This window comes from Allosphingosinicella sp. (genome assembly GCF_036403745.1).
Lineage (GTDB): Bacteria > Pseudomonadota > Alphaproteobacteria > Sphingomonadales > Sphingomonadaceae > Allosphingosinicella.
Map to the genome: position 1 here is coordinate 78,826 of NZ_DASWQI010000031.1, position 11,606 is coordinate 90,431.

The window sequence follows — 11,606 nt, forward strand, 5'->3', positions numbered from 1 at the left end:
CGGTAGCGTCGTTGGTGCGGCATCATGACGGCACATCAGATCAAATCGAACGGCTACCTCCTCTCGATTCTGAGCGTTTTCCTGCTCGCCATCCCCTCGCTCAAGTCCGCCAAGGAGCAGCCCTTGCTCCTCGCCTGCCTGATCGCCGGCGCGGCGACGTCGATCCTCGGCATGGTGCTGCGCTGGATCGCGGACAAGAAGACCCAGCGCAAGATCGCCGACGCCCAGGGCAAAGGCGACGCGGCTTTGCACGAGAACGGCCGCGCCGCCTCCGCCGGGCGTTGACAACAGCCCAGCCGCAATCCACCTCGCCCCCAACCCCACGAGGAGCATCACATGGCCCGCGTCGAGATCTACACCAAGTTCGGCTGCCCTTATTGCGCCCGCGCCAAGGCGCTGCTCGGCGAGAAGGGGGTCGAGTATGAGGAATATGAGATCAACTCGGTGCCCGGGAAGCGCGACGAGATGATGGAGCGCTCGGGCGGCCGCCACACGGTGCCGCAGGTGTTCATCGACGGCCGCCACGTCGGCGGCTCGGACGATCTCGCCGCGCTCGAGCGGGCCGGAGAGCTGGACGGGATGCTCCAGGCCGCATGACCCGGATCGCGCTCCTTCAGGCGCGGACCGGCATCGATCCAGACGCGAACGCAAGGGCGCTCGTCGCCGCCGTCGAGGAAGCGGCGGCCGGCGGCGCGGCGATGCTGTTCACGCCCGAGATGAGCGGACTCCTCGACCGCGACCGCACCCGCGCGGCGGCGAACCTCAGGCTGCCCGAGGAGGATCCGGTGCTCGGCGCGGTGCGCGAGGCGGCGGCGAACGCGGGCCTCTGGGTGCATCTCGGCTCGCTCGCGGTGCGCCGCGGCGACGAGCCGCGCCTCGCCAACCGCGCCTTCCTGATCGACGATCCGGGCGCGGTTCGAGCCACGTACGACAAGCTGCACCTCTTCGACGTCGATCTGGCGACCGGAGAGAGCTGGCGCGAGTCCGCCGCTTATGCGCCGGGCGAGGCGGCGGTGGTGGCGGAGACGCCGGTGGGGCCGCTCGGCCTCTCCATCTGCTACGATCTGCGCTTTCCGGACCTGTTCCGGGCGCTGACGGACGCCGGCGCGAAGGTGGTCGCCATCCCGGCCGCCTTCACGGTTCCGACGGGAGAGGCGCATTGGCACGTGCTGATGCGGGCGCGGGCCATCGAGGCGGGGGTGTTCGTCGTCGCGGCGGCGCAGGCCGGCCGTCACGAGGACGGGCGGGAGACCTATGGCCACAGCCTAGTGGTGGGGCCGTGGGGCGACGTGCTGCTGGATATGGGAAGCGAGCCCGGGCTCGCCTTTGCGGAGATCGACCTTGCGGAGGTAGACCGCGTCCGCGCGCGGGTGCCGGCGCTGGATCACCGCCGGCCGATTCCGCCCGTGACGCGGCTCTAGCGGCCGCTCAGGCGGCGGCTTCGGCGCCGGCGGCCTTGGCGGCGGCGGCGGTGGCGCGGTGAGTGTCGGTGCGCTGGGCGCGGGCGGCCATGGCCTCCCAGGCCTCGGCGGCGCGCAGGCAGCGCTCCTTGACGTTGGCGAGATTGGCCTTGTCGGCGTCGGCGCGGGCTTCGGTGGCGCGGGCGGTGTAGAAATCATGCTGGACGGACATGGATGCTCCTTCGTCTGGCCCCTGAATCCCCGTTGCAAGCGCCCCGCCTCACCGCCCCAGGGGAGCGGGAGGCCGGGTTCCGTCCGCAGCCGGAGCCGCGGACGGGAGACGGATCAGGCCGCCTGGAGATTGACCGCGCTGGTCTTGCCGCGGCGGTCGGTCTCGAGCTCGTAGGAGACGCGCTGGTCGCGATCGAGGGTGCGCATGCCGGCGCGCTCGACGGCGGAGATGTGCACGAACGCGTCGGGCCCGCCGCCCTCGGGAGCGATGAAGCCATAGCCCTTGTCGGCGTTGAAGAATTTGACGGTGCCGGTGATCATGGCGATTTTTCCTTCGTTGGGGCGGACCGAGGTTCGGCCCGCCGGAGCTGCGAGAGGCGAGAAGGAAAAAGGAGCCGCAAAGCGCCAAAGACCGTTCATTTGCGACTGGTAGCGTCCTCCTATGTACGCTCGCGGGCCCGAAATAGCAAATTGGCGGCCCCTTGAGGCCGGCTCAGCGCCGGCTCAGGGCCCCGTCCGCTCCCTTTGCGCCCGGTGCTTCAGGGCCGCCTGCGCCGCGGCGAGACGGGCGATGGGCACGCGGTAGGGCGAAGCGCTGACATAATCGAGGCCGACGCGCTCGCAAAAGGCGATTGAGGAGGGGTCGCCGCCATGCTCCCCGCAAATGCCGAGCTTGATGGTGGGGCGGGCGGCGCGGCCGCGCTCGGCGGCCATCGCGATGAGTTCGCCCACCCCCTCTTCATCGATCGACACGAACGGGTCGCGGGCGAAGATCCCTTTGTCGACATAATCGGTGAGGAAGCGCCCGGCATCGTCGCGGCTGACGCCGAGGGTGGTCTGCGTGAGGTCGTTGGTGCCGAAGCTGAAGAACTCGGCTTCCTCGGCAATGTCGCCGGCGCGCAGGGCGGCGCGGGGGAGTTCGATCATCGTGCCGACGAGATAGTCCAGGGTGCGCCCCTGCTCTGCGAACACCGCCGCCGCCGTCCGGTCGATCAGCGCCTTGATGATCGCCAGCTCGGCGCGGGTGCCGACGAGGGGGACCATCACTTCGGGCACCGGCGCGGCACCGCTCTCGGCGGCGACCGCGACGGCGGCCTCGAAGATGGCGCGGGCCTGCATCTCGTAGATTTCGGGATAGGTGATGCCGAGCCGGCAGCCGCGGTGGCCGAGCATCGGGTTGAACTCGTGCAGTTCATTGGCGCGGCGCCGCAGCGTCTCGATCGGCACGCCGGCGGCGGAGGCGACTTCCGCGAACTCCTCCTCGCTATGGGGCAGGAATTCGTGGAGCGGCGGGTCGAGCAACCGGATCGTCACCGGCAGCGGCGCCATGATCCGGAAAATCTCCTCGAAGTCTCCGCGCTGGGCGGGGAGGAGCTTGAGCAAGGCGGCGCGGCGGCCGGCTTCGTCCTCCGCCAGGATCATCTGGCGCACGTTGGTGATCCGCTCGGCGTCGAAGAACATGTGCTCGGTCCGGCACAGGCCAATGCCCTCGGCGCCGAACTCGCGGGCGGTGCGGCAGTCGAGCGGCGTCTCGGCGTTCGTGCGCACGCGCAGGCGCCGGACCTTGTCCGCCCAGGCTATCAGCGTGCCGAAATCCCCGGCCAGTTTGGGCTGGACGGTGGCGACGGCACCGAGCATCACCTCGCCGCTCGTGCCGTCGATGGTGATCGTCTCGCCCTCGCGCACCTCCTGCGCCCCAACCCGCATCCGCCGCGATTTGTAATCGATGGAGACGGAGCCGGCGCCGGACACGCACGGCCGGCCCATGCCCCGCGCGACGACGGCGGCGTGGCTGGTCATGCCGCCGCGGGCGGTGAGGATGCCCTGCGCGGCGTGCATGCCGTGGATATCCTCGGGGCTGGTTTCGATGCGGACGAGGATGACCTTCTCGCCGAGGCCCGCGCGCTTCTCGGCGGTGTCGGCGTCGAACACCGCCGCGCCCGAGGCGGCGCCCGGCGAGGCGGGAAGGCCGCGGGCGATGACGTGGCGCTCGGCCTTGGGGTCTAGGGTCGGGTGAAGGAGCTGGTCGAGCGCCTGCGGATCGATGCGCAGCACCGCCTCCTCCTCGGAGATCAGCTTTTCCTGGGCCATGTCGACGGCGATCCGCAGCGCCGCATTGGCGGTGCGCTTGCCGCTGCGGGTCTGGAGCATGAAGAGTTTGCCGCGTTCGACAGTGAACTCGATGTCCTGCATGTCGCGATAATGGCGCTCGAGGAGGTCGAAGACCCGCGCCAGCTCGGCGAACACCGCCGGCATCGATTCCTCCATCGACGCGGCTTTGGCGCCGGCCGCTTCTCGGGCCGACTTCGTCAGATATTGCGGCGTGCGGATGCCCGCGACGACGTCCTCGCCCTGGGCGTTGATCAGATATTCGCCGTAATAAGCCCGCTCTCCCGTCGAGGGGTTGCGCGTGAAGGCGACGCCGGTGGCGCTGGTCTCGCCCATGTTGCCGAACACCATCGCCTGGACGTTGACCGCCGTGCCCCAGTCGCCCGGGATCGCGTTGAGCCGCCGGTAGACCTTGGCGCGGTCCGACTGCCAGGAGCCGAACACCGCGCCGACCGCGCCCCATAGCTGTTCATGGACGTCCTGCGGGAAGGGCCGGCCCCACAGCTCCTCCACGAGGACCTTGTACTCGCCCGTGAGCCTGCGCCAGTCCTCCGCCTCGAGATCGGTGTCGAGATGGACGCCCTTATCCTCCTTGGCGATCTCCAGCGCCTCCTCGAAGCGACCATGGTCGAGGCCGAGGACGACGTCGGAATACATCTGGATGAAGCGGCGATAGCTGTCCCAGGCGAAGCGCGCGTCGCCGGAGATGGCGGCGAGGCCCTCCACCGTCCCGTCGTTGAGCCCGAGGTTCAAGACCGTGTCCATCATCCCCGGCATGGACACGCGGGCGCCGGAGCGGACGGAGACGAGGAGCGGATCGCCGGCATCGCCGAACCTCTTGGCGGTGAGCCCCTCGATATGGGTGAGGCCGTTCGCCACTTCCTCGCGCAGGCTGTCCGGGAACGCTTCCCCTTCCGCGTAATAGCGGGCGCACATTTCGGTCGAGATGGTGAAGCCCGGCGGCACCGGCAGCCCGATCGACGCCATCTCGGCCAGGTTCGCGCCCTTGCCGCCGAGGAGATTCTTGTCCCCCGCGGCCCCGTCCGAAATGCCGCCGCCGAAGCGGTAGACGTATTGGGTCACGCAAGAACCTCCGAATGGCCGAGACGAAGCGCTAAGGTCACAGCAAGGTCACACCAGGAGGAATGCCCGTGGCGCGCAGCGGGACGGCTCTCCCGCCACGCCGGCCCACCCGGACTGGCCTCAGCCCTCGATCCGCGAGAAATCGGCGACGAGGTGCACCGCGTCGCGCATGCGGGCGAGGAGGGCGAGGCGGGCTTCGCGCTTGGCGGGATCGGGGTCATTGACGGTCACCTTGTCGAAGAATGCATCCACCGGCCCGCGCAGGCTCGCGAGGGCGCCCATCGCCCCCTCGAAATCCTCCGCCTCGACCGCCGCGCGGGCCTTCGGCTCAGCCGAATCGAGCGCAGCGATCAGCTTTTGTTCCTCATCCTCAGGGGTGTAGGAAAGTTGTTTTTGCTCCGTTCCGGAGCCTTCCCAGTTTTCCTTCCTGAGGATATTCGCCGCGCGCTTGTACCCGGCGAGGAGGTCGGCGCCCTCGGGCGTCTCGACGAACGCCTGCAGCGCGCGGACGCGGGCGAGCAGGCGCACGAGATCGTCCTCCCCGCCCAGCGCGAACACGGCGTCGATCAGGTCGTGGCGAACCCCCGCCTCGCGCTGCTGGACCTTCAGGCGGTCTGCGAAGAAGTCGAGGAGACCGCTCTCATTTAGAAAGAACTCATTGAAGGCATCGCGAAACTCACGTCGGCCAGCGTGTTCCTCCTGGATGGTCTTGTCGGCGTACTGCAATCCAAGCGCTCGGCGAGCTTCCTTGGCCGCCTTAGCGTAGGCTTGGACCCGAGCATTTACTCTTTGAAAACCGACCGTTTCCTCCGCTTTATAAATTGCGGCTTCAAGAGAGACTCTCAACTGATTGACGATCAAGAGCTGGATCACGCCAAGCGCGGCTCGGCGGAGTGCAAACGGATCCTTTGACCCTGTCGGTGTCACTCCCACGCCGAAAAAGGAAGCAATGGTATCCAGCTTGTCCGCCAGGCTCACCGCCACCGTCACCGGTGCGGTCGGGACCTCGTCGCCCTGGCCGACCGGCTTGTAATGGTCGCGGATGGCGTCGGCGACTTCGTCCGGCTCGCCCTGGGCGCGGGCGAGATGGCCGCCGATGATGCCCTGCAGCTCGGGGAACTCGCCGACCATTTGGGTGACGAGGTCGGCCTTCGAGAGGCGGGCGGCGCGTTCGGCGAGGTGGGCGAGCTGCTCCCGATCCTCCCCGAGCTTGTCTCGGGGAGGGGGACCGGCCGCGCGAGCGGACGGTGGAGGGGCCCCTCCACCATGCTGCGCATGGTCCCCCTCCCCCAGCAAGCTGGGGGAGGATTTAACGATGCCCTCCTCGACCAGCCAGCGTGCCAGCTTCGCCACCCGCTCCACCTTGTCGGCGACGGTGCCGAGCTTTTCGTGGAAGACGATTTGCGAGAGCTTCTTCGCCTGCTCTTCGAGCGGGATTTTGAGGTCCTGCTCCCAGAAGAATTTGGCGTCCGAGAGGCGGGCGGAAAGGACGCGTTCGTTGCCCTGGACGATGGCGGCGCCGCCGTCGGAGGCGAGGATGTTGGCGGTGCAGAGGAAGTTCGGGGCCAAGACCCCTCCACCACCCTTCGGGTGGTCCCCCTCCCCATCCTGGGGATGGGGAGGAACGGTGAGCGCGAAATATTTCTGGTTGGTGCGCATGGTGAGCTGGATCACCTCGGGCGGCACGTCGAGGAAGGCGGGGTCGAAGCGGCCCAGCAAAGGCACCGGCCATTCGGTCAGGCCGGCATTTTCGGCGACCAAGCCTTCGTCTTCCACCAAAGCCAGGCCGGCACCCTCCGCGGCGGCGGCCGCGCCTTCGCGGATGAGGCGCTTGCGCTCTTCCTGGTCGACGAGGGCGTGGCAGGCCTGGAGCTTCTCGACATAATCGTTGGCGCTGCCGATGGTGATCGCGCCCGGGTGGTGGAAGCGGTGGCCGACGGTGGCGGCACCGCTTTTGACGCCCGCGATCTCGAACGGCACGATCGCCTCGCCGAACAAAGCGACGATGCCCTGCAGCGGGCGGACCCAGCGCAGGCTCTCGGTCGAGGCGGAGGCGGCGCCCCAGCGCATCGATTTGGGCCACGGAAAGGCGCGGACGATGGCGGGCACGGCCTCGGCGAGAACGGCGGCGGTGGCGCGGCCGGGCTTCTCGACGATGGCGAAGAGGATGCCGTCGCGCTCCTCCAATTGCTCGCGCGTCAGGCCGGTCTTGCGCAGGAAGCCTTCCAGCGCCTGGGGCGGCGCCGAAGCGCGCGGCCCCTTGGTCTCCTCGCGCACCGCGGCGGTCTCGGGCGGCAGACCGCGGGCGATGAGGGCGAGGCGGCGGGGCGTGGCGTAGGTTTCGAGCGCCTCGGCCTTGAGCCCGGCCTTGCCGAGCTCCGCCTCGAACAATCGCGCGAGATCCGCCCGCGCCTTGTCCTGCATCCGCGCGGGAATTTCCTCGGAAAGGAGCTCGAGGAGGAAATCAGCCATGCGCTGCGGCCGTGACGGAGGCTGTTATGGGTTCGCGCAGAGACGCAGAGGCGCAGAGAGGCTGCGGCCGGCTTGCCGGCCCTTCAATTTCAATGAGGTTGGCAGGATAGGCGCTCCGCGCCGGGATAGGGCGGAGGATTCTCTGCGTCTCTGCGTCTCTGCGCGAACCAAACCTCACGCCGCCCATCCGTTCTTTTCCATCCAGGACTGGCAGGCGCCTTTGGCGAGGTCGCGGACGCGGCCGATATAGGCCTGGCGTTCGGCGACGGAGATGACGCCGCGGGCCTGGAGGGTGTTGAAGATGTGGCTCGCCTTGATCGCCTGGTCGTAGGCGGGGAGGGGGAGCTTCGCCTCGATGCAGCGGCCGGATTCCTCGGCGGCGTCCTTGAACCAGCGGAACAGGGTGTCGGTGTTGGCCAATTCGAAATTGTAGGCGGAGAATTCGCGCTCATTCTCAAGGAAGACGTCGCCGTAGGTGACGGCGGCGCCGCCTTCCGGGGCATCGTTGAACTTCAAATCGTAGACGTTGTCGACGCCCTGGATGTACATGGCGAGGCGTTCGAGGCCGTAGGTCAATTCGCCCGACACCGGCTTGCAATCGTAGCCGCCGACCTGCTGGAAATAGGTGAACTGGGTCACTTCCATGCCGTCGCACCAGACTTCCCAGCCGAGGCCCCAGGCGCCCAATGTGGGGCTTTCCCAATCGTCCTCGACGAAGCGGATGTCGTGCTTTGTGAAGTCGATGCCGATGGCGGCGAGCGAGCCGAGATAGAGCGCCTGGAGGTCCGGCGGGCTCGGCTTCAGGATGACCTGATATTGGTAATAATGGCCGAGCCGGTTGGGGTTCTCGCCGTAGCGGCCGTCGGTCGGACGGCGGCAAGGCTGGACGTAGGCCGCCTTCCACGGATCGGGCCCGAGGCTGCGAAGTGAGGTGGCGGGGTGGAAGGTGCCGGCCCCCATCTCCATGTCATAGGGCTGGAGGATGACGCAGCCCTGGCGGCTCCAATAATCGTGGAGGGTGAGGATCAGGCGCTGGAAGCTGAGCGGCGTCGGATCGGGCATCATCTCAAAACCAAGGCGGGAGCGGCGTGCAGGCTTTCGCAGGTGCAACAAAGGGTCGCGCCGCTTTGGCGCATGGGGCAAAGAGAGGCAAGCCCGCCACGCGGGCAGGATCGAGGAGTGTACAGATGCTGTTGAGGAAATGGTTCGGCCGCGTCGCCGGTGCGTTTGCGGGGTTGGGGCTGATCGGCGCGGCGCCGGCGCCGGCGCCGGTCGCCCATGTGGCAGCACCGACGCTGGCCCATCCGGCGCTGTGGAAGGTCGCGGATGCCGACACGACCATCTATCTGTTCGGGACGATCCATGCTTTGCCCGACGCGGTGAAGTGGCGGACGCCCGCCTTCGACAAGGCGTTCGGGTCGGCCGGCGAGCTGATGATCGAGGTCGGCAATATCGACGACCAGCAGGCGGTGGCGGGCGAGCTGATGAAGGTCGGCCTGGCGCCGGGCCTGCCGCCCTTGGTCGAGCGGGTGCCGGCGGCGAAGCGTCCCGCGCTCGAGGCGGCGATCGCGCGCAGCGGCGTCCCGGCCGTCGCCTTCGACCGGATGAAGAGCTGGATGGCCGCGGTCATCCTCTTGAACGTGACGATGAAGGAGATCGGCCTCGACGCCGAGAAGGGCGCCGAGCGCGACCTCGTCGCGCAGTGGAAGGAGAAGGGCGGCAAGGTGGAGGGGTTCGAGACCGCGGCACAGCAGTTCGGCTTTCTCGACAGCGTCTCGCAGGACGGCCAGAACAAATTCCTCGAAGCCGCCGCCGACAATCCCGCCGAGGCGAAGACGCAGTTCGCCGCGATGCTCAAGGCGTGGGAGGCGGGCGACGTCGCCGGCATCGCCGCCACCTTCGACGACGAGACGCAGATGTCGGCGGAGCTGCGCGACGTGCTGATGAAGAAGCGCAACGCCCGCTGGACCGAGTGGCTGAGTGCGCGGATGGCGAAGCCGGGGACGGTGTTCGTCGCCGTCGGCGCCGGGCATCTCGCCGGGCAGGATTCGGTGATCGCGATGCTCAAGGCGCGGGGGCTGAAGGCAGTGCGGATCCAGTAGGTGCCGATCCGCCTCATCTGCCTGGATGCGGACGACACGCTCTGGCACAACGAGACCTACTTCAAGCGGACGCAGGCGGCGCTGGCGGGTTTGCTGGCGGAGTTCGCGCTGCCCGAGGCCGTGCAGGCGCGGCTGGAAGCGGTCGAGCACAGGAACCTCGGCGCCTATGGCTACGGCGCCAAGGGGTTCGTGCTGTCGATGGTCGAGACGGCGCTGGAGCTTGGCGGCGACGCGCTGCCGGCGCCGGCCGTGGCGCGGATTCTGGCGCTGGGGCGCGAGATGCTGGCGCATCCTGTCGAGATGCTCGACGGGGTCGCCGACGCGCTGGAGCAGCTCGTGGCGCTCGGCCGATTGGTGCTGGTCACCAAGGGCGACCTCCACCACCAAGAGGCGAAGCTCGCCGCCTCCGGTTTAGGCGAGCGGTTCGACGGGGTCGAGATCGTCAGCGACAAACAGGCCGAGACCTACCGCCGCATCTTCGCCCGCTACGGCGTCGCGGCGGACGAGGCGGTGATGGCGGGCAATTCGATGCGCTCGGACGTGCTGCCGGCGCTCGAGGCTGGGGCATGGGCCGCCTACGTGCCGTTCGAACTCGCCTGGAGCCACGAGCTGGCCGACGCCCCCGAGGACCATCCGCGCTACCGCGAGCTGGCGAGCCTCTGGGAACTGGCCGAATGGGTGCGGGAGCTTTGACCTTCTCGTCCTCCCCGTCGCCTCCGGCGATGGGGAGGGGACCAGCGAAGCTGGTGGAGGGGCCGTCTCGGACTCCGTAAGGCCCCTCCACCGCGTTGCACGCGGTCCCCCTCCCCATCGGCTTTGGCGACGGGGAGGACGAGGCGCCCCCGCTTATTTCGCCATCGCCTCCAGCCGGTCGATGCCGACGGCGCCGACGGCCTGCTTCAGGGCGTCGACGCTCGGGACAATGCCTTCCGCCTCGACCATGAAGCGGCTGGCGACGACGACGCTGTAGCTGCCGTCGCGGGACTTCGAATCCCATTTCTCGCTGGTCATGCGCCCGTCGACATTGCCGGCTTTCTCGTAGCCGGTGGCGGTCTGGCGGCTCGATTCGACGTTGAGCGCGCTTCCCAGAGCGGCGATGGCGCCGGCGGCGGCCATGTCGGTGACCTTGAGGCGGATGGAATTGCCGCCATTCTCGTAGCGCGCCTCGGCCTCGGAGCCGCCGATCCCGCCGGCATTGGCGCCCGCGCTGGAGATTTCGGTCCGCTTATAGTCGCCCAGCGCCGCGGGGAGCAGCGCCTGCAGCGCCGACGGGGCGACCGCCTTGGCCTGCTGGCCGGCCTCGAGCTTCTTCGCGGTTTCCTGGAGCTTGGTGAGGTCGACCGAGCCGCCGCCCGGCACCGCCACCGTGCCGCCGCCCGCGGCGACCGCCGCCGGCCCGTAGACCGAGCGGCCGATGAACATGGCGGAGAGGGGGGCGACGACCGCCATGACGACCAGCCCCAGCACCAGCGCCGCGCCGAGCGTCACCAACGTGTAGGGCAGCGCCTTGTCCTCGGCGACCCGCATCAGCCGCGGCAGGCCGAGATAGAGGAGATAAAGGCTGTACAGCCCGAGCAGGCCGAGGATGGCGAGCGCCGGGACGATCCCGAACACGCCCGCGAGCCAGCTGGCGGTGGCCGAATAAGCGGCGACCTTCATCGCCTGCACCCGGTTCTTCGTCCCGCCGAATTGCGGCGCGAGGCCGTCGATGATCAGGGCGAGCACGAACACGCCGCAGAGGGTCAGCACATAGCGCAGGACCGCGCCGCCGACCGCGACCGCCACGGCCGGCCGGTAGACGAAGCCGAAGGCACCGTAGCCGAACACCAAAGCGCCGATCAGCCCGGCGACGGCGGGAATGGCGGCGAGGATCAGTACCCATTTCGTGAAGATGCCGGCGACCGTCTCCGGCTCCGCATCGATCCGCGCCCATTCCGCCTTGGGTTCGAGCAGGATGCGCTTGATGCGTCCCACCATGCCGCCCTCGGCATGCGGCATCTCTACGGGCGTCGGCTGCGGCGTCTCCATGGCATCTCTCCCCCTGCGGCTCCCGGGCGGCAGGCGCGGCCCGGGACGGCCGGCGGGGCATTCTATCACTCGCGAAGCACGAGGTCACTAAGGTGGGCAGCCAAGGTGCCCATGCCCGCGGCGCCTGCCGTCTCTGGCTTAAAGCCTCCGCCACGTGCACCCGTCGCTCCCCGCGAGGCCT

11 protein-coding genes are annotated in these 11,606 nt (G+C 68.7%); 5 read left to right on the forward strand and 6 right to left on the reverse strand.

Translation table 11 applies throughout. The features are described from left to right. The first annotated feature begins 24 nt into the window (after positions 1 to 24). Genes VGC56_RS04195 through VGC56_RS04205 form a run of 3 tightly spaced genes read left to right on the forward strand, consistent with a single transcriptional unit; the run spans position 25 to position 1,421 of the window. On the forward strand, positions 25 to 285 hold the full coding sequence (locus VGC56_RS04195) for a hypothetical protein (RefSeq protein ID WP_464123458.1): 261 nt from the start codon (positions 25 to 27) through the stop codon (positions 283 to 285). A gap of 51 nt (positions 286 to 336) precedes the next feature. Beyond that, complete coding sequence (grxC, locus tag VGC56_RS04200; protein WP_464123459.1) at positions 337 to 597, forward strand: glutaredoxin 3; 261 nt, start codon at positions 337 to 339, stop codon at positions 595 to 597. Beyond that, a complete protein-coding gene (locus VGC56_RS04205; protein ID WP_464123460.1) occupies positions 594 to 1,421 on the forward strand; it encodes a carbon-nitrogen hydrolase family protein in 828 nt (275 codons plus the stop codon). The genes grxC and VGC56_RS04205 overlap by 4 nt, the downstream gene beginning before the upstream one ends. A 7-nt stretch (positions 1,422 to 1,428) precedes the next feature. On the opposite strand, the gene VGC56_RS04210 is transcribed toward VGC56_RS04205, so the two are convergent. The 5 genes from VGC56_RS04210 to VGC56_RS04230 all read right to left on the reverse strand — a co-directional run bounded on the left by VGC56_RS04210 (position 1,429) and on the right by VGC56_RS04230 (position 8,360). Further along, the gene (locus VGC56_RS04210) at positions 1,429 to 1,632 is read right to left on the reverse strand and encodes a hypothetical protein (RefSeq protein ID WP_464123461.1); all 204 of its coding nucleotides are present in this window, start codon (positions 1,630 to 1,632) and stop codon (positions 1,429 to 1,431) included. A 113-nt stretch (positions 1,633 to 1,745) separates the two neighbouring features. Then, on the reverse strand, positions 1,746 to 1,952 hold the full coding sequence (locus tag VGC56_RS04215) for a cold-shock protein (protein WP_464123462.1): 207 nt from the start codon (positions 1,950 to 1,952) through the stop codon (positions 1,746 to 1,748). A 183-nt stretch (positions 1,953 to 2,135) separates the two neighbouring features. Continuing rightward, positions 2,136 to 4,823: a pyruvate, phosphate dikinase gene (gene ppdK / locus VGC56_RS04220; RefSeq protein ID WP_464123463.1), complete on the reverse strand. Its 2,688-nt coding sequence runs from the start codon at positions 4,821 to 4,823 to the stop codon at positions 2,136 to 2,138. 120 nt (positions 4,824 to 4,943) lie between these two features. Beyond that, a complete protein-coding gene (gene glyS / locus VGC56_RS04225) occupies positions 4,944 to 7,295 on the reverse strand; it encodes a glycine--tRNA ligase subunit beta (RefSeq protein ID WP_464123464.1) in 2,352 nt (783 codons plus the stop codon). Positions 7,296 to 7,469: 174 nt separating this feature from the next. Further along, the gene (locus tag VGC56_RS04230; protein ID WP_464123465.1) at positions 7,470 to 8,360 is read right to left on the reverse strand and encodes a glycine--tRNA ligase subunit alpha; all 891 of its coding nucleotides are present in this window, start codon (positions 8,358 to 8,360) and stop codon (positions 7,470 to 7,472) included. Between the two features lie 122 nt (positions 8,361 to 8,482). Between VGC56_RS04230 and VGC56_RS04235 the strand changes: the two genes are divergently transcribed. Together VGC56_RS04235 and VGC56_RS04240 are read left to right on the forward strand one after the other, a co-directional pair. Beyond that, a complete protein-coding gene (locus VGC56_RS04235; protein WP_464123466.1) occupies positions 8,483 to 9,397 on the forward strand; it encodes a TraB/GumN family protein in 915 nt (304 codons plus the stop codon). Further along, positions 9,398 to 10,090: an HAD family hydrolase gene (locus tag VGC56_RS04240; protein ID WP_464123467.1), complete on the forward strand. Its 693-nt coding sequence runs from the start codon at positions 9,398 to 9,400 to the stop codon at positions 10,088 to 10,090. Between the two features lie 153 nt (positions 10,091 to 10,243). Here the strand turns inward: VGC56_RS04240 and VGC56_RS04245 are convergent, their stop codons facing one another. After that, the gene (locus VGC56_RS04245; RefSeq protein ID WP_464123468.1) at positions 10,244 to 11,425 is read right to left on the reverse strand and encodes a Yip1 family protein; all 1,182 of its coding nucleotides are present in this window, start codon (positions 11,423 to 11,425) and stop codon (positions 10,244 to 10,246) included. Positions 11,426 to 11,606: the final 181 nt, after the last annotated feature.